General features: G+C 60.5%; 17 protein-coding genes. 5 read left to right on the top strand and 12 right to left on the bottom strand.

Annotated features, from left to right (window positions below; translation table 11 throughout):
* Positions 1-98 precede the first annotated feature (98 nt).
* Positions 99-1607 carry a glycerol kinase GlpK gene (gene glpK, locus ACMGF7_RS08445; RefSeq protein ID WP_049240816.1) on the bottom strand — a complete coding sequence of 503 codons (1509 nt, stop codon included), beginning with the start codon at positions 1605-1607 and terminating at the stop codon, positions 99-101.
* Positions 1608-1649: 42 nt separating this feature from the next.
* Complete coding sequence (locus ACMGF7_RS08450; RefSeq protein WP_015379417.1) at positions 1650-2495, bottom strand: MIP/aquaporin family protein; 846 nt, start codon at positions 2493-2495, stop codon at positions 1650-1652.
* A 523-nt stretch (positions 2496-3018) separates the two neighbouring features.
* Here ACMGF7_RS08450 and zapB point away from each other — a divergent pair.
* Positions 3019-3258 carry a septal ring assembly protein ZapB gene (zapB, locus tag ACMGF7_RS08455; protein WP_004931092.1) on the top strand — a complete coding sequence of 80 codons (240 nt, stop codon included), beginning with the start codon at positions 3019-3021 and terminating at the stop codon, positions 3256-3258.
* 60 nt (positions 3259-3318) lie between these two features.
* Here zapB and rraA read toward each other — a convergent pair whose 3' ends face one another.
* From rraA to priA, 7 genes are all read right to left on the bottom strand, one after another.
* Entirely contained in the window at positions 3319-3804 is a 486-nt protein-coding gene (gene rraA, locus ACMGF7_RS08460) for a ribonuclease E activity regulator RraA (protein ID WP_004931090.1), read from the bottom strand.
* A 75-nt stretch (positions 3805-3879) separates the two neighbouring features.
* Positions 3880-4797: a 1,4-dihydroxy-2-naphthoate polyprenyltransferase gene (locus tag ACMGF7_RS08465; RefSeq protein ID WP_197764045.1), complete on the bottom strand. Its 918-nt coding sequence runs from the start codon at positions 4795-4797 to the stop codon at positions 3880-3882.
* Between the two features lie 96 nt (positions 4798-4893).
* The gene (hslU, locus tag ACMGF7_RS08470; protein ID WP_004931086.1) at positions 4894-6228 is read right to left on the bottom strand and encodes an HslU--HslV peptidase ATPase subunit; all 1335 of its coding nucleotides are present in this window, start codon (positions 6226-6228) and stop codon (positions 4894-4896) included.
* Between the two features lie 12 nt (positions 6229-6240).
* Positions 6241-6771, bottom strand: coding sequence for an ATP-dependent protease subunit HslV (gene hslV, locus ACMGF7_RS08475; RefSeq protein ID WP_004931085.1), 531 nt, complete (start codon positions 6769-6771; stop codon positions 6241-6243).
* A gap of 102 nt (positions 6772-6873) precedes the next feature.
* Positions 6874-7809 carry a cell division protein FtsN gene (gene ftsN / locus ACMGF7_RS08480; protein WP_197800727.1) on the bottom strand — a complete coding sequence of 312 codons (936 nt, stop codon included), beginning with the start codon at positions 7807-7809 and terminating at the stop codon, positions 6874-6876.
* A gap of 65 nt (positions 7810-7874) precedes the next feature.
* A complete protein-coding gene (gene cytR, locus ACMGF7_RS08485; RefSeq protein WP_004931082.1) occupies positions 7875-8903 on the bottom strand; it encodes a DNA-binding transcriptional regulator CytR in 1029 nt (342 codons plus the stop codon).
* Positions 8904-9194: 291 nt separating this feature from the next.
* Entirely contained in the window at positions 9195-11390 is a 2196-nt protein-coding gene (priA, locus tag ACMGF7_RS08490; protein ID WP_004931080.1) for a primosomal protein N', read from the bottom strand.
* A gap of 200 nt (positions 11391-11590) precedes the next feature.
* Between priA and rpmE the strand changes: the two genes are divergently transcribed.
* The gene (gene rpmE / locus ACMGF7_RS08495; protein WP_004931078.1) at positions 11591-11806 is read left to right on the top strand and encodes a 50S ribosomal protein L31; all 216 of its coding nucleotides are present in this window, start codon (positions 11591-11593) and stop codon (positions 11804-11806) included.
* A gap of 76 nt (positions 11807-11882) precedes the next feature.
* Here the strand turns inward: rpmE and metJ are convergent, their stop codons facing one another.
* Positions 11883-12200: a met regulon transcriptional regulator MetJ gene (metJ, locus tag ACMGF7_RS08500; protein ID WP_004931076.1), complete on the bottom strand. Its 318-nt coding sequence runs from the start codon at positions 12198-12200 to the stop codon at positions 11883-11885.
* A 304-nt stretch (positions 12201-12504) separates the two neighbouring features.
* Here metJ and metB point away from each other — a divergent pair, with 304 nt between their 5' ends.
* The 3 genes from metB to metF all read left to right on the top strand — a co-directional run bounded on the left by metB (position 12505) and on the right by metF (position 17228).
* Positions 12505-13665, top strand: coding sequence for a cystathionine gamma-synthase (gene metB, locus ACMGF7_RS08505; protein ID WP_015379413.1), 1161 nt, complete (start codon positions 12505-12507; stop codon positions 13663-13665).
* 2 nt (positions 13666-13667) lie between these two features.
* A complete protein-coding gene (locus ACMGF7_RS08510) occupies positions 13668-16103 on the top strand; it encodes a bifunctional aspartate kinase/homoserine dehydrogenase II (protein ID WP_015379412.1) in 2436 nt (811 codons plus the stop codon).
* Positions 16104-16331: 228 nt separating this feature from the next.
* Positions 16332-17228, top strand: coding sequence for a methylenetetrahydrofolate reductase (metF, locus tag ACMGF7_RS08515; protein WP_043140967.1), 897 nt, complete (start codon positions 16332-16334; stop codon positions 17226-17228).
* A gap of 105 nt (positions 17229-17333) precedes the next feature.
* On the opposite strand, the gene ppc is transcribed toward metF, so the two are convergent.
* Together ppc and argE are read right to left on the bottom strand one after the other, a co-directional pair.
* The gene (gene ppc / locus ACMGF7_RS08520) at positions 17334-19970 is read right to left on the bottom strand and encodes a phosphoenolpyruvate carboxylase (protein ID WP_004931070.1); all 2637 of its coding nucleotides are present in this window, start codon (positions 19968-19970) and stop codon (positions 17334-17336) included.
* A 257-nt stretch (positions 19971-20227) separates the two neighbouring features.
* The gene (argE, locus tag ACMGF7_RS08525; RefSeq protein WP_015379410.1) at positions 20228-21373 is read right to left on the bottom strand and encodes an acetylornithine deacetylase; all 1146 of its coding nucleotides are present in this window, start codon (positions 21371-21373) and stop codon (positions 20228-20230) included.
* Positions 21374-21490: the final 117 nt, after the last annotated feature.

The following is a 21490-nucleotide window of genomic DNA, read 5'->3' on the forward strand; positions in this document are numbered from 1 at the left end:
AATATCGACAAAGTCTATCACAGCGCGGTGGCGGCAGGGCGGGGCAAAAAAAGCGCCGCCCGCAGGCAGCGCTTGTTGGCGAAACGGCAGCTTCGGGATTACTCGTGATCTTCCCATGCCTGAGCGCGAGCCACCGCTTTTTTCCAGCCGCTGTAGCGGTAGTTGCGTTCGGTGGTTTCGATGCTTGGGCGGAATTCACGCTCAACCACCGCTTTGCTCTTCACTTCATCCAGATCGTTCCAGTAGCCGATGGCCAGGCCCGCCAGGAACGCCGCGCCCAGCGCCGTCGATTCACGCACTTCAGGGCGTTCTACGCGGGTGCCGAGAATATCTGACTGGAACTGCATCAGGAAGTTGTTGGCGACCGCGCCGCCGTCCACGCGCAGCGATTGCAGGCGGGTGTTGGCGTCGGCCTGCATGGCGTCCAGCACGTCACGGGTCTGGAAGGCGATGGATTCCAGCGTGGCGCGGATGATGTGGTTGCTGTTGGCACCACGGGTCAGGCCGAAGATGGCGCCGCGGGCATACGGATCCCAGTAGGGCGCGCCCAGGCCGGTGAAGGCCGGCACCACATAGACGCCGTTGCTGTCTTTCACCTTGGTGGCGAAATATTCGGAGTCGGCGGCGTCGCTGATCAGTTTCAGCTCGTCGCGCAGCCACTGGATAGACGCACCGCCGATGAACACCGCGCCTTCCAGCGCATAGTTCACTTCGCCGCGTGGGCCGCAGGCGATGGTGGTCAGCAGACCGTTTTTCGAACGCACCGCTTCTTTGCCGGTGTTCATCAGCAGGAAGCAGCCGGTGCCGTAGGTGTTCTTCGCCATGCCCGGTTGAACGCACAGCTGGCCGTACAATGCCGCCTGCTGGTCACCGGCGATACCGGCGATAGGAATACGCGTGCCGCCCTTACCGCCGATGTTGGTCTGGCCGTACACTTCGGAGGACGGGCGGACTTTCGGCAGCATGGCGCGCGGGATATCCAGCACTTCCAGCATGCGCTCGTCCCAGTCCAGTTCGTGGATGTTGAACATCATGGTGCGTGAGGCGTTGGTGTAATCGGTGACGTGTACGCGCCCCTGGGTCATTTTCCACACCAGCCAGGTATCCACGGTGCCGAACAGCAGTTCGCCGCGCTTGGCGCGCTCGCGGGCGCCTTCGACGTTGTCCAGGATCCACTTCACCTTGGTGCCGGAGAAGTACGGGTCAACCACCAGGCCGGTGTTGTGACGGATGTACTCTTCCAGGCCGTCGCGCTTGAGCTTCTCGCAGATGTCGGCGGTGCGGCGGCACTGCCAAACGATGGCGTTGTAAATCGGCTTGCCGGTCTCTTTTTCCCAGACGATGGTGGTTTCGCGCTGGTTGGTGATGCCGATGCCGGCGATCTGATCGGAACTGATGTCGGCCTTCGCCAGCACTTCTACCAGCGTCGAGCTTTGCGACGCCCAGATCTCCATCGGGTCGTGCTCAACCCAGCCGGCTTTTGGGTAGATCTGCGGGAATTCGCGCTGCGATACCGCAACGATGTTGGCGTCGTGATCGAGCACGACGGCGCGTGAGCTGGTGGTCCCTTGGTCGAGTGCGACAATGTATTTTTTTTCTACAGTCATGGTAATTATCCTGCTGTTGTTAACCGTGTAAAACTGCACCCATCACGCTTTACGCTGTTGGGTCTTGGCGTCGGGCTCTTCTTCCGTCACGCAGACGTCGCACGGCAGGTGGCGGCCAATCAGCGCGCGGTAACCGAAAGCGCCCAGGCCACAGCCGACGATAGGGGCGAAGATCGGCACCAGGAAGTACGGGATGTCGCGTGCGCCGGTGAAGGCGACTTTGCCCCAGCCGGCCAGGTAGGCGAACAGTTTCGGCCCGAAGTCACGCGCCGGGTTCAACGCAAAGCCGGTCAATGGTCCCATGGAGGCGCCGATCACGGCAATCAGAATACCGATCAGCAGCGGCGCCAGCGGGCCGCGCGGAATGCCGTTGCCGTCGTCGGTCAGCGCCAGGATCAGGCACATCAGGATTGCAGCGATCACCATTTCTACCAGGAAGGCCTGGCCGACGGAGATGTGCGCGTTAGGGTAAGTCGAGAAGATGCCGGCCAGTTCGAGGCTTTCGTTGCTGCCGCGCACCATGTGGTGGGCCGCTTCGAAGTCGAAGAACAGGTTATAGTACAGTCCGTAGACCAAGGCCGCGGCGCAGAAGGCGCCGGCGACCTGCGCAATGATATAAGGCACCACTTTGCGCCCGTCGAAGCAGGCGAACAGCCACAGGGCGAGGGTGACCGCCGGGTTGAGATGCGCACCGGAAATGGCGGCGGTCAGATAGATGGCCATGGCGACGCCCAGGCCCCAAATGATGCTGATTTCCCACTGGCCGAAGCTGGCGCCCGCCAGTTTCAGCGCGGCAACGCAGCCTACGCCAAAGAAGATCAGCAGCGCCGTGCCGAGGAACTCGGCGATGCACTGGCCTTTTAATGTCGGACTGGTGGTTTGGCTCATAATGTTGGTGTCCTGCAAAACGGCGGTTGTTGGTTTATAGGCTCAGCCAGGTATACATCTGACCTATGGGCACAGTTTTTTCATCTCGTCCAATTATTGAATGAGGACGTGATGTAAATTTATCGTTAACGAACATAAACGAGAAATAGCGAAATCAAAATGTGTGTGGCGCGTCATAAAATTGAGCGATTTCGCGTCGTTTAGTGTTCTTTCTGAGCCATAAAAGTGTGATCTGACCAGTGGTTTAGCGAGGGGCGTTAACAACTCGCGGCGGCGGCGATGGGGATTTTCAGTTTTTGCTGATGGCGGGGGCAGGAAAATTGCAACAGACTGCGCGATGATCCGGTATGTTGCTAGACAGGCGGAGACTGGCTACTTACAATCGTTTTTAACGAATCGAGACCGGCGCGCCTTTCGTAACGGCGCGCGTCACTGAGCGCGATGCAATATTCGCAGTAGCTGCAGCCGACGTTGCGGCCGCTACTTATAGATGTACGCCTTGCTATCATGAGGGGACTGAAGCATGTCATTTGAAGTATTTGAGAAACTGGAAGCAAAAGTACAGCAGGCGATTGATACCATCACCTTGTTGCAGATGGAAATTGAAGAGCTGAAAGACAAAAACAACTCTCTGTCGCAGGAAGTTCAGGCTGCCTCCGGCAACCACGAAGCGTTGGTGCGTGAAAACCAACAGCTGAAAGAAGAACAGCACGTATGGCAAGATCGCCTGCGCGCGCTGCTGGGCAAAATGGAAGAGGTTTGATTCCTTACGCCATGCAGCAACGAAAAGGGCGCCTGAGGCGCCCTTTTTCATGTCCGAGAATCACTCGATGTCGAGCGGGTCTTCGGAGAGGATGATGCCGGTGTTGTCGGCATACAGGTGGTCGCCGGAGAAGAAGGTGACGCCACCGAAGTTGACGCGGATATCGCTTTCGCCCACGCCTTCGCTTACGGCACCCGCCGGGATTGCCGCCATCGCCTGAATGCCGATGTCGAGCTCTTCCAGATCGTCCACCTGGCGCACCGCGCCGTACACCACGATGCCTTCCCATTCGTTCTGGGCGGCCAGGCGCGCCAGTTCGGCGTTGATCAGCGCCCGGCGTACCGAACCGCCGCCGTCGACCAACAGCACGCGGCCGCGGCCGTTTTCTTCAAGCAGATCGAACAACAGGCCGTTATCCTCAAAGCATTTCACCGTGGTGATCTGCCCGCCAAATGAAGTACGCCCGCCAAAATTGGAGAACAGAGGTTCAACAACGTTCACCTCTTCATGATAGATGTCGCAAAGTTCGGAAGTATCGTATTTCATAGGATTTTACGTCTGTTTGCCGCTGGAATGTTCAGTATATCCCTTTATTCGCCCTGTTGGCAAAATCATCAGTTTTTAACTGAGCGCCACGCCGATGGCGAACAGCAGATTGGCCAGCAACGCCGCCTTGACCATATGCTCCAGCATCGGCCGCATACCGACCGGCGTAGGATCGCGCAGCACGCGCAGGCCGTGGCGCGCCAGCAGCGGGATCGCCAGCACGAACAGCCAACCCCATGGGCTGTGGAGGTTGAACAGCGTGAACAGCGCGAAACACAGCACCGCGCTGCCGAGCAGCAGGGCGTGGTAAATGCGCGCCTTGTGCGGGCCGAGACGCACCGCCAGCGTATTCTTGCCGTTTTCGCGATCGCTTTCGATATCGCGCAGATTGTTGATGTTGAGCACCGCCGTCGCCAGCAGGCCGCAGGCGGTGGCGGGCAGCATCACGACGCTGTCGAAGGTGTGCGTCTGCAGATAGTAGGTGCCGGCCACGCTCAGCCAGCCGAAGAATACCAACACCGAGATATCGCCCAGCCCCAAATACCCGTAGGGCTTGTTGCCGACGGTATAGGTGATGGCCGCCACGATGGACAGCCCGCCCAGCACCAGGAAACCCACCACGTCGCTGGGTTGCTCGCAGGCGACGGCGATCAGCGAACAACCGGCTATGGCGATCAGCACCACCGTCACCACCAGCGCCCGTTTCATCTGCGCCTGGGTGATCATGCCCTTTTGCATGCCGCGCAACGGCCCGATGCGATCTTCTTTGTCGCTGCCTTTGACCGCATCGCCGTAGTCATTCGCCAGGTTGGAGAGGATCTGCAGCAGACCGGCGGTCACCAGCGCCAGCAGCGCCACTTCAGGTTTCAGGCTGCCGTGCCAGGCGGCGATCGCCGAGCCGACCACGATGGAGGCAAAGGCCAACGGCAGGGTGCGGGGGCGTAGACTTTCGAGCCAGGCGGAAATCGGGGTGGTGGAGGTTGATGAGCTCATGTTTCGCTTCTGTCAGTAAGTTGCGGTGTCCGTTAGAAATAATTGTGGGAGGCAATGCCTCCCACACAGATGACTGACAAGACAATGATTGAGCGATTATAGGATAAAACGACTCAAATCTTCATCCGCCACCAGTTCATCCAGATGACTGCGCACGTAATCCGCATCAATTGTAATGGATTGGCCATTAATTTCACTCGCATCGTAGGAAATATCTTCCATCAGACGCTCCAGCACGGTGTGCAGACGACGCGCACCGATGTTCTCGGTGCTTTCGTTGACCTGCCACGCGGCTTCGGCGATGCGGCGGATGCCGTCGGCGGTGAACTCGATGTTGACGCCTTCGGTGCCCATCAGCGCTTTGTACTGCTCGGTCAGCGACGCGCTCGGCTCGGTCAGGATGCGCTCGAAGTCTTCGGTGGTCAGCGCCTGCAGCTCAACGCGGATCGGCAGGCGGCCCTGCAGTTCCGGGATCAGATCCGACGGATTGGCGGTCTGGAACGCGCCGGAAGCGATGAACAGGATGTGGTCGGTCTTCACCATGCCGTGCTTGGTGGACACGGTGCAGCCTTCCACCAGCGGCAGCAGATCGCGCTGCACGCCTTCGCGCGAGACATCCGGGCCGGAGCTTTGGCCGCCGCGCTTACAGATTTTGTCGATCTCATCGATAAACACGATGCCGTGCTGCTCAACCGCTTCGATCGCCTGCTCTTTCAGCTCTTCCGGATTCACCAGCTTGGCGGCTTCTTCTTCCACCAGCAGCTTGAAGGCTTCTTTGATCTTCAGCTTGCGCGGTTTTTGCTTCTGGCCACCGAGGTTCTGGAACATCGACTGCAGCTGGTTGGTCATCTCTTCCATGCCCGGAGGCGCCATGATTTCCACGCCCATCGGCGCGGCGGCCAGATCGATTTCGATCTCTTTGTCATCCAGCTGGCCTTCGCGCAGTTTCTTGCGGAATGCCTGGCGGGCGGCGGACGGTTCCTGATTTTCTTCCGGCTGGCCCCAGTTGTTTTTGGCCGGCGGGATCAGCACGTCGAGAATGCGCTCTTCGGCCAACTCTTCGGCGCGGGTGCGGTTTTTCTCGATCGACTGCATGCGCACCATTTTGATGGCGGCATCGGTTAGATCGCGGATGATGGAGTCCACTTCTTTGCCCACATAGCCCACTTCGGTGAACTTGGTGGCTTCAACCTTGATGAACGGCGCGTTGGCCAGCTTCGCCAGACGGCGGGCGATTTCGGTTTTACCGACGCCGGTCGGGCCGATCATCAGGATGTTTTTCGGGGTCACTTCGTGACGCAGCATCTCGTTGAGCTGCATCCGGCGCCAGCGGTTGCGCAGGGCAATGGCGACAGCGCGTTTGGCCTTGTTTTGGCCAATGATATAGCTGTCCAGTTCGCTGACGATCTCGCGCGGGGTCATTTCAGACATGGTATTCGATCCTTACGCTTTGGAAGGCAATTCTTCAATGGTGTGGAAATGGTTGGTGTAAATACAGATGTCGCCGGCGATGTTGAGGGATTTCTCAACGATGTCGCGGGCGCTCAGTTCGGTATTTTCCAACATGGCGCGGGCGGCGGCCTGGGCGTACGGGCCGCCGGAGCCGATGGCGATCAGATCGTTTTCCGGCTGCACCACATCGCCGTTGCCGGTGATGATCAGCGAGGCGGTTTCATCGGCGACCGCCAGCAGCGCTTCGAGCTTGCGCAGCATGCGGTCGGTGCGCCAGTCTTTCGCCAGCTCGACGGCGGCTTTCACCAGGTGGCCTTGATGCATTTCCAGTTTGCGTTCAAACAGTTCAAACAGCGTGAAGGCGTCAGCGGTGCCACCGGCGAAACCGGCGATCACTTTGTCGTTATACAGGCGACGCACTTTCTTGACGTTACCCTTCATCACCGTATTACCCAGGGTTGCCTGGCCATCACCACCGATGACGACCTGGCCGTTGCGGCGTACGCTTACAATTGTTGTCACGAGCAGACCCTCGTTAAAGACGGAAAGAAGTCCCCGCAGCGCCTGCTTTCGCAGACGCTACGAGGCATATTGAGAGTATAGATGGGGGGGGATTGACGCTTTTCAACCCCCAACGGAGAGGGGAATGCAACTCGACATGCCGACGCCCTTCAGGCGCGAAAGGGTTTTGTCCGCTGCGGCGCGGCTGCTGTAGGGGCCGAGCACCACGCGATTCCAGCCGCCGCCGGCGGTGATGCGGCTCTCGATGCCTTCGAACGCCAGGCGCGCCCGTACGGATTCAGCCTGATCGGTGGCGCGGAACGAACCGCATTGCACCATCCACTTCTGTTTCGATTCCGGTTTGGTGTCCTGCTTGGCCGTTTCCTGTTTCACTTCCGGTTTGGGCTCCGGCTTCGGTTGCGGCTTCGGCTCAGGCTGTTTCACCTGCACCGGTTGCTGGGTGGCCGGCTTCGGCTGCTGGTGCTGCTGCACCGGCGCGGTGGTGGCCCCGTTGTTGAACGGGTTGCGCGGTGGCTGAGTGACCTGCTGCTGTTGCTGTACCGGCTGCTGCTGCATTTGCGGTTGTTGCATCTGCTGCTGCTGGCGGTTGCTGCGCGCGTTGGCCTGGCCCGGATCGTTATACGGCACTTCATTCAGCTGCGTCGGACGCTGCTGCATGTCGGCCTGCATTTGTTCCAGCAACTGCCGCTGTTCGGCGGTCAGCTGAGTTTTGGAATTGAGCTCGCCGCCGGCCGTCGGTTCGGTCGGGGTTTGCACGCCGATCTGCCGGTTTTCCAGCTCTTTGATATAGCGCCAGCGCTCTTCCGGCTTCGGCGGCAGGCCGTTGCCTGGGCGAGTGGTGTGTGCAGGCAACAACGGCGCGTCTTCCGGCTTGTTGTGCGTAATGAAATAGAGGCCACCGACAAAGACAACCAGCAACGCGGCGGCTAACGCCAGCACGGTTTTGGAAACCTTCGGAGAACTGCGTTTTTTACGGCTGGGGGTTTTACGCTTAGCTCCTGCTGCGCGCCCACGGCTTACATAGTCTTTTTGTGCCACTATTATTCCGCTGTGTCCTGATGAGAGGATAAGTCCGTCATGTTACTGAACCCTAAAATATTTGACTAGCGTTTCGGGGCAGCGGTGCTGCCTCTGATAATCAATTCACTGTCCAATAGCCGGGAGCCGCTGGCCACCGTTTGGCCGTTCAACTGCTCCAGCAGCAGCAACATCGCCTGCTGGCCGATCTGGAAGCGCGGCTGCGCCACCGTGGTCAGCGGCGGATCGCAATACTGCGCCAGCTTGAGGTCGTCAAAGCCGACGATCGACAGATCCTGCGGTACCCGCAGCCCCATTTTCTTCGCCTGGGACAGCACGCCGATCGCCATGACGTCGCTGTGGCAGAACACCGCCGTCGGCGGTTTCGGCTGAGCCATCAGCGCCGTCAGCGCTTGCGCGCCGGCTTCGTAGGTAAAATCACCCCGGGTAATATAGCTGCTTTCGACGGTAATGCCATTACGACGTAGCGCTTGAACGTAACCCTGCAGCCGATAATGGCTCAGCGGCATCTGTTCCGGCCCGGCGACGCAGGCGATCTGCCGGTGGCCCAATTGATGCAAATAATGCACGGCTTCAAAGGCGGCGGTCAGGTTATCGATGTGCACCGTCGGCAGTTCCAGCTCAGGGGCAAACTCGTTGGCCATCACCATCGGCGGCAGGTTGCGCTGCTCTTCCTTGCTGGCGTCAAACGGCAGGTTGGAGCCCAGCAGCAGCATACCGTCGATCTGTTTGGTGATGATCAGATTGACGAAGGTGCGCTCTTGCTGATTTTGCTGCGCGCAGTCGCCGATCAGAACCAGATAACCTTGTTGGGCCGCGGTCTGTTCGATCCCCTGGATCACATCGGCGAAAAACGGATCGCAGATGTCGGGCACGATCACCAGGATGGTGCGAGATTCGTTGCGTTTGATATTGCGTGACAGAGCATGAGGAGAATAACCCACGGCCAGCACGGCCTGTTCCACTTTCTGGCGCGTTGGCGTTGACACCTTTTCCGGGTTCATCAGCGCACGCGATACGGTAGCCGTTGAAACGCCCGCCATTTCGGCGACGTCTTTCATGGTCGCCATGGATAACTCTTTCTTGTGTTCCAACGCCTTTCTCCTTGCGTCAGCCCCATGCCGACGCCACTACTGCTGTTTGCTCACAATGTCCGGCATGCGGTGGCGAGATTGTTGTCATTGAGCGCCACTCGCGTTCGGGCACTCCGTCGCGCTGCGATGTGGCGACAAAATTTGCCCTCGCAGACATTCTAAACAGAATACGCCCCGCCTTTGTTACCTAATTTGCATAAAAAATGTGACCTGAGAAGGTTTTTTAGCGTTCGCTCGCAATTTCAAGGGTAAACGTTTGCACTGCGGCAGCTAAATCGGACTTTTCCGGGATCAGCTGTCGATCGGATCGACATCCAGCGTCCATTTCACCTTGCGCGTTTGCGGCAGGGTGCCGATCAGCGGCAGCGAGCTTTTCATCAGCTGTTGCAGGACGCGCCGCGTCGGGTGCTGCAGCAGCAACTGCCAGCGGAAACGGCCGCCGCGTTTGGACTGCAGCGCCGGCACCGGGCCCATCACCCACAGCGAATCGTCCTTCAGCGGGCTGGCTTCCAACAGATTGCGCAGCTGCTGCAGGAACAGCGGGGCCTGTTGGTTATCGTGATCTTCGGCGCGCACGATGATGTGGCTGGTGTAGGGCGGCAGAAACACGCTGTTGCGCTCCGCCAGCGTCTGTTTGGCGAAGGCGTCGTAACCCTGTTGCAGCAGCACCTGCAATAACGGGTGCTCCGGGTGGTGGGTTTGCAGCAGCACTTCACCCTGTTTGCCCGCGCGGCCCGCCCGGCCGGAGACCTGGGTATACAGCTGAGCGAAACGCTCGGCGGAGCGGAAGTCGGCGGAGAACAGCGCGCCGTCCACGTCCAGCAACGCCACCAGCGTGACGTCGGGAAAATGGTGGCCCTTGGCCAGCATTTGCGTGCCGATCAGAATGCGCGCTTCGCCGCGATGAATATCCGCCAGGTGTTGCTCCAGCGCCCCTTTGCGGCTGGTGGTGTCGCGATCGATGCGGGTGATCGGCGTGTCGGGGAACAGCGGCGCCAGCTCCTGCTCCAGCTGTTCGGTGCCGACGCCGACCGATACCAGGTGGGTGGAGCCGCACTGCGGGCATTGGTGCGGCACCGGTCGCTGGCTGTCGCAGTGGTGGCAGCGCAGCTGGCGCTGATGCTGGTGGAAGGTGTAATAGTGATCGCAGCGCTGGCACTCGGCGATCCAGCCGCATTCGTGGCACAACAGCGCCGGGGCATAGCCGCGGCGGTTAAGGAACAGCATCACCTGATTGCCGGCTTTTAAATGGTGCTGCATGCTCTTCAACAGCGGCTGTGACAGGCCGACCTTCAGCGGCAACCCTTTCAGATCGATCAGGTGCTGCGCCGCCGGTTTGGCGTTGCCCGCGCGTTGGGTGAGCTTCAACTGGCGATATTTGCCCAGCTGCACGTTGTGCAGCGTTTCCAGTGCCGGCGTGGCGGAGCCCATCACCATCGGGATGTCCTCTTCCCGGGCGCGAAACACCGCCAGATCGCGGGCATGGTAGCGCCAGCCTTCCTGCTGTTTATAAGAGCTGTCGTGCTCTTCGTCGATGATGATTACGCCCAGTTGCCGGAACGGCGTGAACAGCGCCGAGCGGGTGCCGATGACGATCGCGGCTTCGCCGCTGCGCGCGCGCAGCCAAACCGCCAGCCGTTCGCTGTCGTTCAGCCCGGAGTGCAGCACGTCCACCGGCGCGTTGAAGCGCTCGCGAAAGCGGGCGATGGTTTGCGGCGTCAGGCCGATTTCCGGCACCAGCACCAGCGCCTGCCGGCCTTTGGCCAACACGTTCTCCAGCACGCTGAGATACACCTCGGTCTTGCCGGAGCCGGTGACCCCGGCCAGCAGCCAGGCGGCGAACTGCTCATCCTCGCTTCTGATCGCCCCGACGGCGGTGGCCTGTTCGGTATTCAGCCGCAGCCGCTCGCCAAGCACCGCGAAATTGGGGCGCCAGTCCTGCGTGGCCGCGACCTGAGCACGCAGGTCGATCAGCCCTTTGGCGCGCAGCGCCTGTAGAGCGCTTTCCGTCAGCTCAAGCTGGCTGACCTGATGGCGATAGACCGGGCGTTGCAACAGCGCCGCCAGCGCCTGCTGCTGTTTAGGCGCGCGTTTCAGGCTTTCGGGCGGCGTGGCGCGCCCCTCTTCGGTGGCGAACCACTGCCACAGCGGCGCGGCCTCGGCCGGTTTGCCTTGGCGCAGCAGGATCGGCAGCGCATGGAACAGCACTTCACCGATGGGATAGTGATAGTAATCGCTGGCCCAGCGCAGGATGCGCCACAGGCTGGGGGAGAACAGCGACTCGGTGTCGATCACGCTGTCGATCGGTTTGAGCTTGTCCAGCGGCAGTTCGCTGGTGTCGCTGCAGCCGGTGACGATGCCGATTGCATGCTGCCTGCCCCACGGCACGCCCACGCGCGCGCCGGCCACCGGCTGCATGCCGGGCGGCAGCAGATAGTCGAAGGTGCGGGCGAGGGGGACCGGCAAAGCAACGTGTACGACGGGCATGATCTCATCCAAATTGAAAAAAAGTGGGCATCAGTTTACACGGCGCATCGGCAAATGTACGGTTCCGATTGCGCGCCCCGGCTAATGCTGTATAATTTGCCGCCTTTGGTATAATTCGATACCAAAATTCTATTATCAACCACGTGTGGTGTCTGGCGAAACAGGGCTGGATAGCGACACGGCCTTAACTGAGGTTTCCCATGAAACAAGGTATCCACCCAAAATACGAAGAAGTTACTGCTAACTGCTCTTGCGGTAACGTGATGAAGATCCGCTCCACCGTGGGCCACGATCTGAACCTGGACGTTTGTGGCGCATGCCACCCGTTCTACACTGGCAAGCAGCGTGACGTTGCTACCGGTGGCCGCGTTGACCGCTTCAACAAGCGTTTCAGCGTACCAGGCGCTAAGAAATAAGATTTCTTATCGACCGATGAAAAAGGCGCCCTGGGCGCCTTTTTCTTTTCTGCCGCCGGCGTTCGCCGGGCGGTTCTCAATATTCCCAGGTATCGGGATCGACACCCAGTTCGCGCATCAACGCTTTTGCGGCTTCCGGGATTTCATCGCTGCGCTCTTTGCGCAGGTCTTCATCGTTCGGCAGCGGCTGGCCGGTAAAGGCATGCAGAAACGCTTCGCACAGCAGTTCGCTGTTGGTGGCGTGGCGCAGGTTGTTCACCTGGCGACGGGTCCGTTCGTCGGTAAGGATTTTCAGGACCTTCAGCGGAATGGATACCGTGATCTTTTTGACTTGCTCGCTTTTTTTACCGTGTTCAGCGTAAGGGCTGACATACTCGCCGTTCCACTCAGCCATGGGACACCTTAACTTTGTCAGAAAAATTACAAAATTCTAAAAACCGGCCAATTATGCCCGATCTTCACTGTTCTCACTAAATAAATGTCAATTTTACGCGACCAGGGTCACTGAATGCCCCGCTTCGGCCAGGCATTGCCGCTTAACATCTTATCGTCATGTCATATCGGCATAATTTTAGCGGGTATTGTGTCATTGCTCAATCTATACGCAAAGAAGTTTAGATGTCCAGATGTATTGACGTCTATCAATCCTGCGATTACTCTTTAGGCCTCATCCACCGAACCGAGAGCCGAGCGAGCCCATGACGCGTAAACCAGCCACGATTGCCGTACGCAGCGGCCTGAACGACGACGAACAGTACGGCTGCGTTGTCCCGCCGATTCATTTGTCCAGCACCTATAACTTTACCGACTTCAACCAACCCCGAGCCCATGACTACTCGCGACGCGGCAACCCGACGCGCGACGTAGTGCAGCGCGCGTTGGCGGAGCTGGAAGGCGGCGCCGGCGCGGTGATGACCGGCAGCGGGATGTCGGCGATCCATCTGGTGACCACCGTGTTGTTGAAGCCCGGCGATCTGCTGGTGGCGCCGCACGACTGCTACGGCGGCAGCTATCGGCTGTTCGACAGCCTGAGCAAGCGCGGCGCCTATCGCGTGCTGTTCGTCGATCAGGGTAATGAAGAAGCCCTGCAGCAGGCGCTGGCGCAGAAGCCGAAGCTGGTGCTGATAGAAAGCCCCAGCAATCCGCTGCTGCGGGTGGTGGACATCGCGGCGATCTGCGCTGCCGCGCATGCGGCGGGCGCGTTGACGGTGGTGGACAACACCTTCCTCAGCCCGGCCCTGCAACAGCCGATCGAACTCGGTGCCGATCTGGTGGTCCATTCTTGCACCAAATACCTGAACGGGCATTCGGACGTGGTGGCCGGGGCGGTGATTGCCAAAGATCCCGAGCTGGCGGTCGAGCTGGCCTGGTGGGCGAACAACATTGGCGTGACCGGCGGCGCGTTCGACAGTTATCTGTTGCTGCGCGGCATGCGCACGCTGTCGCCGCGCATCAAGGCGGCGCAACAAAACGCTGAAGCGATTGTTGACTATTTACAGCAGCAACCGCTGGTGAAAAAGCTGTATCATCCCTCCCTGCCGGAGAATCCGGGGCATGAGATCGCCCGTCGTCAGCAGCGCGGTTTCGGCGCGATGCTGAGTTTTGAACTGGACGGCGATGAAGCGGTGCTGCGCCGTTTTCTCTCTGCCCTTGAGCTGTTTACTCTGGCAGAATCGTTGGGCGGCGTAGAAAGCCTGATCTCGCATGCAGCGACCATGACTCACGCCGGCATGGCGGCGGAGGCGCGGGCAGCGGCCGGCATCTCCGAGAGCCTGCTGCGCATTTCCGTGGGTATTGAAGACAGTGAAGATTTGATTGCCGATCTGGAACGCGCTTTCCAGGCGGCGGCAACGAGGTAAGCATGAATGCAATTGCTGTAGCAGGGCCGGTGAGCGGGCGTCAACTGCACAAGTTTGGCGGCAGCAGTCTGGCGGATGTGAAGTGTTATCTGCGTGTGGCCGGGATTATGGCGGAATACAGCCAGCCGGGCGACATGATGGTGGTATCGGCCGCCGGCAGTACCACCAACCAGTTGATCAACTGGCTGAAGCTCAGCCAGAGCGATCGCCTGTCTGCGCATCAGGTGCAGCAGACGTTGCGTCGCTATCATAGCGATCTTATCAGCGGCCTGTTGCCGCCGGAAAGCGCCGAGCCGCTGATCGCCGAGTTCATTCAGGATCTGGAACGTCTGGCGGGGCTGCTGGACGGCAACGTCGACGAGGTATGCTATGCCGAAGTGGTCGGGCACGGCGAGATCTGGTCGGCGCGCCTGATGGCGGCGGTGCTTAATCAGCTGGATATGCAGGCGGCCTGGCTGGACGCGCGTGATTTCCTGCGCGCCGAGCGCGCCGCGCAGCCGCAGGTGGATGAAGGCCGTTCTTACCCGCTGCTGCAGCAATTGATGGCTCAACATCCGGGCAAACGCCTGGTGGTGACCGGCTTCATTTCGCGCAACGACGCTGGGGAAACCGTGTTGTTGGGGCGTAACGGCAGCGACTACTCCGCCACTCAGGTCGGCGCGTTGGCCGGCGCTGCGCGCGTCACCATCTGGAGCGACGTGGCCGGGGTATACAGCGCCGATCCGCGCAAGGTGAAAGACGCCTGCTTGCTGCCGCTGCTGCGTCTGGACGAAGCCAGCGAGCTGGCGCGCCTGGCGGCGCCGGTATTGCACACCCGTACCCTGCAGCCGGTCTCCGGCAGCGATATCGATCTTCAGCTGCGCTGCAGCTATCAGCCGGAGCAGGGCTCGACGCGCATCGAGCGCGTATTGGCTTCCGGCACCGGCGCCAAGATTGTCACCAGCCACGACGATGTGTGCCTGATTGAACTGCACGTCGCCGCTCAACATGACTTCAAACTGGCGCAGAAAGAGTTGGATCTGGTGCTCAAGCGCGCGCAGATAAAACCGCTGGCGGTGGGCATCCACCCTGACCGCAACCTGGTGCAGCTGTGTTACACCTCCGAGGTGGTCAACAGCGCGCTGGCGACGCTGCAGGCCGCGGCGCTGCCAGGCGAGCTGCGCCTGCGTGAAGGGTTGGCGCTGGTGGCGATGGTCGGCGCCGGGGTGTGCAAGAACCCGCTGCACAGCCACCGTTTCTATCAGCAGTTGAAAGATCAGCCGGTCGAGTTCATCTGGCAGGCGGAAGATGGCATCAGCCTGGTGGCGGTATTGCGCCAGGGGCCGACCGCGCTGCTGATCCAGGGGCTGCACCAAAGCCTGTTCCGCGCCGAGAAGCGCATCGGTCTGGTGCTGTTCGGCAAGGGCAATATCGGCTCGCGCTGGCTGGAGCTGTTCGCCCGTGAGCAGACCAATATCTCCGCGCGCAGCGGCTTCGAATTTATCCTGGCGGGGGTGGTGGACAGCCGCCGCAGCCTGCTGAACTATGACGGGCTGGACGCCAGCCGCGCGCTGGCATTCTTTGAGGACGAAGCGCAGGAGCTGGATGAAGAATCGCTGTTCCTGTGGATGCGCGCGCACCCGTTCGACGATCTGGTGGTGCTTGACGTGACCGCCAGCGAAGAGCTGGCCGGGCAGTATCTGGATTTCGCCAGCTACGGTTTCCACGTGATCAGCGCCAACAAGTTGGCGGGGGCCTCGTGCAGCGACAGCTATCGCCAAATTCGCGACGCCTTCGCCAAAACCGGCCGCCACTGGCTGTATAACGCCACCGTCGGCGCCGGCCTGCCGGTCAACCACACGGTGCGCGATCTGCGCGACAGCGGCGACAGCATTCTGGCGATCAGCGGCATCTTCTCCGGCACGCTCTCCTGGCTGTTCCTGCAGTATGACGGCACGGTGCCGTTCACCGAGCTGGTGGATCAGGCCTGGCAGCAGGGGCTGACCGAACCGGATCCGCGGGTCGATCTCTCCGGCCAGGACGTGATGCGCAAGCTGGTGATCCTGGCGCGCGAAGCGGGCTACGACATCGAACCGAACCAGGTGCGGGTCGAGTCGCTGGTGCCGGCGGGCTGCGAGCTGGGCTCTGTCGATCAGTTCTTCGAGAACGGTGAGGCGCTGAACCAGCAGATGCAGCAGCGCTTTGAGGCCGCCAGCGAAATGGGCCTGGTGCTGCGCCACGTGGCGCGTTTCGACGCCAACGGCAAGGCGCGGGTCGGCGTGGAGGCGGTGCGCCCTGAGCATCCTCTGGCCTCGCTGCTGCCGTGCGACAACGTGTTCGCCATCGAAAGCCGCTGGTATCGCGATAATCCGCTGGTGATCCGCGGGCCGGGCGCCGGCCGCGACGTCACCGCCGGCGCGATCCAGTCAGACCTTAACCGATTGGCGCAGCTGCTTTAATCCTCTGCGGGCGCGGGTTCACCGCGCCCCTTGGCTTTTCCTGCCATACTTATCTTTGTCGCGATCATGAAATTCCCTCGTTGAGCGGGTGAGGATTAATCATCTTATTCCCCTCATTTTCCTGTTGACTCTTTAGCCAACATGCGGCATTTTCTATCTAGACGTCTAAACGTATAGACGCTCATCAAGATGAAATAAAAACAGTGATCGATAAGAGGTGAGCAGGGTATGAGTTTTTTCCACGCAAACCAGCGGGAAGCGCTGAATCAGAGTCTGGCGGAGTTGAACGGCCAGATTAACGTATCATTCGAGTTCTTCCCGCCACGCACTAGCGAGATGGAAGAGACCCTGTGGCAGTCGATCGATCGTCTGAGCATCCTCAAGCCTAAATTCGTTTCCGTCACCTACGGCGCCAACTCCGGCGAGCGCGATCGCACCCACAGCATCATCAAAGGGATCAAGGAACGCACCGGCCTGGAGGCGGCGCCGCACCTGACCTGCATCGATGCCAGCCCGGCGCAGCTGCGCGACATCGCGACCGATTACTGGAACAGCGGCATCCGCCATATCGTGGCGCTGCGCGGCGATCTGCCGCCGGGCGGCGGCAAGCCGGACATGTACGCGACCGATCTGGTGGCGCTGCTGAAAGACGTGGGCGACTTCGACATTTCCGTCGCCGCCTACCCGGAAGTGCACCCGGAGGCGAAGAGCGCCCAGGCCGATTTGATTAACCTGAAACGCAAGATCGACGCCGGCGCCAGTCGCGCCATCACTCAGTTCTTCTTCGACGTTGAGAGCTACCTGCGCTTTCGCGACCGCTGCGTCACCGCCGGTATCGACGTGGAAATCGTGCCGGGCATTCTGCCGGTGTCCAACTTCAAGCAGCTGCAGCGCTTCGCCACCATGACCAACGTGCGGGTGCCGAGCTGGATGACCAGCATGTTCGAAGGGCTGGACGACGATGCGGAGACCCGCAAAATGGTCGGCGCCAACATCGCCATGGACATGGTGAAGATCCTCAGCCGCGAAGGGGTGAAAGATTTCCACTTCTATACCCTGAACCGCGCCGAGATGAGCTACGCCATCTGCCACACGCTGGGCGTGCGCCCGGTGGCCGCCGCCTGACGGGCTTGTTCCATTGAAAAAGGGCGTCGCTTTACCGCGGCGCCCTTTTTTTGTGGGGGAAGGCATAAAAAACGGCCCCGATAAACGGGGCCGCGATGAGGCTCACTAGCCGGTGTTGCGCATCCCGGCGGCGACGCCGGCGATGGTGACCATCAGCGCCTGCTCCACGCGGGCGTCCGGCTGCTCCTGCTGACGCGAACGGTGCAGCAGCTCGGCCTGCAAGACGTTCAGCGGGTCGGTATAGACGTTGCGCAGCGCGATGGATTCGGCGATCCACGGCAGGTCTTCCATCAGGTGCGCATCGTTGGCGATGGTCAGCACTACCTTGATGTCGCTTTCCAGCTGATCGCGCAGCTGTTGGCCCAGCGGCCACAACGATTTATCCACCAGGCGCTGATCGTAGTATTCCGCCAGCCACAGGTCGGCCTTGGCGAACACCATTTCCAGCATGGCGATGCGGGTGGAGAAGAACGGCCAATCGCGACACATCGCCTCCAGCTCCGCCTGCTTGCCGGCTTTCACCGCTTCCTGCAATCCGGCGCCGGCGCCGAGCCAGGCCGGCAGCATCAGGCGGTTCTGCGTCCAGGCGAAGATCCACGGAATGGCGCGCAGGCTCTCCACGCCGCCGTTTGGCTTGCGCTTGGCCGGGCGTGAACCCAGCGGCAGTTTGCCCAGCTCCAGCTCCGGCGTGGCCGCGCGGAAGTAAGGCACGAAGTCCGGGTTTTCACGCACGTAGCCGCGATACATCCGGCAGGAGGTCTCGGACAGGTCGTCCATCAGCGCCCGCCATTCTTTCTTCGGTTCCGGCGGCGGCAGCAGGTTGGCCTCGAGGATCGCGCCGGCATACAGCGCCAGGCTGCTGATGGTGACTTCCGGCAGGCCGAACTTGAAGCGGATCATCTCGCCCTGTTCGGTGACGCGCAGGCCGCCCTTCAGGCTGCCCGGCGGCTGCGACAGCAGCGCCGCATGCGCCGGAGCGCCGCCGCGGCCGATGGAACCGCCGCGGCCGTGGAACAGCGTTAGCGCCACGCCGGCCTTTTCACAGGTTTTGATCAGCGCGTCCTGCGCGCGGTACTGCGCCCAGGAAGCCGCCATCACGCCGGCGTCTTTCGCCGAGTCGGAATAGCCGATCATCACCATCTGTTTGCCCTGGATGAAGCCGCGATACCAGTCGATGTTAAGCAACTGGGTCATCACGTCGTCGGCGTTGTTCAGATCGTCGAGGGTTTCGAACAGTGGGGCGACCGGCAGCGCGAACGGGCAGCCGGCCTCTTTCAGCAGCAGGTGCACCGCCAGCACGTCGGAAGGCGTGCGCGCCATCGAAATCACATAGGCGGCGATCGAGCCCTGCGGCGCTTCGGCGATCACCCGGCAGGTTTCCAGCACTTCCTGGGTGTCGGCGCTCGGTTGCCATTTCAGCGGCACCAGCGGGCGTTTGGAGTTCAGCTCGCGGATCAGGAACGCCTGTTTATCGGCTTCCGACCAGCTTTCATAGTCGCCAAGCCCCAGATAGCGGGTCAGCTCGGCGATGGCTTCGGTATGGCGGGTGCTCTCCTGACGCACGTCGATGCGCACCAGCGGCACGCCGAAGCAGCGCACGCGGCGCAGGGTATCCAGCAGTTGACCGTTGGCGATGATGCCCATGCCGCAGGCCTGCAGCGACTGGTAGCAGGCATACAGCGGCTCCCACAGCTGCTCGTTGTTCACCAGCAGGTCGTGCGGTTTCAGCACGCGCTCGCCCTTCAGGCGGCCTTCCAGATAAGCCTGGGAACTCATCAGCTGGCTGCGCAGCTGCTTCATGATTTCGCGGTACGGCTCCTGCACCTCATCGCCGCCGGCGCGGGCGCGCAGCTCCGGGGTGCATTCGGTCATCGACAGCTCAGAGACCAGCACCTGGATGTCGCGGGTGAACAGGTCGCAGGCTTTCCAGCGGCTGAGCAGCAGCACATGGCGGGTAATTTCGGCGGTGACGTTCGGGTTGCCGTCGCGGTCGCCGCCCATCCAGGAGGTGAAGCGCACCGGCACCGCTTCCACCGGCAGGCTGTAATCGATGGAGTTTTCCAGCTGTTCGTTGAATTCGCGCAGGAATGCCGGCACGCCTTCCCACAGGCTGTTTTCCACCACCGCAAAGCCCCATTTGGCTTCGTCGATCGGGGAAGGGCGGTGTTTGCGAATTTCATCGGTGTGCCACGACTGGGCCACCAGCTGGCGCAGGCGGCGCATGATCTTGTTGCGCTCGTAGTCGGCCAGATCGTTGTGATCGAGCTGGCTGAGGCAGGTGTTGACCTCCACCAGCTTGTGGATCAGGGTGCGACGGGTGATCTCCGTCGGGTGCGCCGTCAGCACCAGCTCGATGGAGAGTTGCGATACCGCGTGCTGCAGCTCTTTGTCGCTGAGCTTTTTGTCTTTGAGACGGCTGAACAGTTGAGCCAGCGCTTCCGGGTTGCTGGCGGCCTCGCCGTTGGGCGAAATGCTGTGGTACTGCTCGGCGACGTTGGTCAGGTTGAGGAACTGGCTGAAGGCGCGCGCCACCGGCAGCAGCTCGTCGTTGGACAGGTTCTGCAGGGTGGAGAGCAGCTCCTGGCGATGCGCTTCGTTGCCGGCGCGTGAGGATTTGGAAAGCTTACGGATGGTCTCAACGCGATCGAGAATATGCTCACCCAGCGCTTCTTTGATGGTATCGCCGAGCAATTTGCCGAGCATACTGACATTACTGCGCATTGCCGAATATTGTTCGTTCATATAACCCCTGACCCAGTTCTGTATGATTTTTATCTTGTAAATAAATTTCACGCGTCAGGCGCAGACCGCCTGCCTGATCACATCGCGTTCCTGTCCAATCGTCAATTGACACTATTTTTAGCAAAAAAACATCAAAATCGGCGCATTTTCTGAAATTTAATTACGGCGCGTCGGTTATCAGCACGGCTTATTTCGCCGTTTTCTACTTATTTTGAGTTAGGGGAAGCATAAAGCATTTCCCCTGTTAAATGTCGGGTTTATTGCCGGCAAAAGTGATTGACCAGCTGACCCAACAGTTTGCGCGTCGGTTCGATAAACGCGGTGTCGATGTACTCGTCCGGCTGGTGGGCCTGATCGATGGAGCCGGGACCGAGCACCAGGGTCGGGCATACCTGTTGCACGAACGGCGCTTCGGTGCAGTAGTTGACCACCTGCGTGCGGGTGCCCAGCAGCTCCTCGATCACCGCCACCATGCGGTGGTCGGTCGGGCACTCGTAGCCCGGCACCGACGCGTGCAGCTCTTCGATGGTCAGGCGGCCCGGCCAGCGTTGGCTTACCGGCTCCAGCGCCTGATGCATCAGTTCGTTGATGTTGTCGAGCGTCATGCCGGGCAGCGGGCGGATATCCAGGTGCAGTTCGCAGCAGGCGCAGATGCGGTTGGCCGCGTCACCGCCGCTGATATGGCCGAAGTTCATGGTGGGATAAGGCACGGCGAACGCCGGGTTGTTGTAGCGCTCCTGCAGGGTCTTGCGCAGCTCCATCAGGCGGCCGATGGACTCGTGCATCAGATCGATGGCGTTGACGCCGCGCGCCGGATCGCTGGAGTGGCCGGACTGGCCGACGATGCGAATGGCATTGGCCATGTGGCCCTTGTGCGCGCGCACCGGCTGCAGCGAGGTCGGCTCGCCGATGATGGCGAAATCCGGCCGAATGGCGGTGGAGGCGGCGAAATAACGCGCGCCGGCCATCGTCGTTTCTTCATCTGCGGTGGCTAAAATGTACAGCGGCTTGGTCAGCTTGCTCGCGTCGATATCGCGCACCGCATCCAGAATAAAGGCGAAGAAGCCTTTCATGTCGGCGGTGCCCAGCCCGTAGAGCTTGTTGTCGTGCTCGGTCAGGGTGAAGGGATCGCGCGTCCAGCGGCCTTCGTCGTAAGGCACCGTATCGGTGTGGCCGGCCAGCAGCAGGCCGCCGCTGCCTTCGCCGATGCTGGCCAGCAGGTTGAATTTGTGGCGCGACTCCGGCACCGGCTGCACGTCGACGCGAAAGCCCAGGTCGGCAAACCATCCGGCCAGCAAGTTGATTAACGCCTCATTGCTCTGATCGAGGCCGGCATCGGTGGCGCTGATTGACGGAGTGGCGATCAACGCCCGGTACAGCTCAATAAATGGAGGTAATTTCATCTTCACTGTTGACAGCCTTAGGTTAGGATAGTATCAATATTCATGCATTTATTTTGAATAAAAATACAGTAAGCCGAAGCGTAAGGGAACCCGATGCCCGGATGTTTATAAAAGCAT

Source organism: Serratia sp. BNK-17, from assembly GCF_048684935.1.
GTDB lineage: Bacteria > Pseudomonadota > Gammaproteobacteria > Enterobacterales > Enterobacteriaceae > Serratia > Serratia nematodiphila.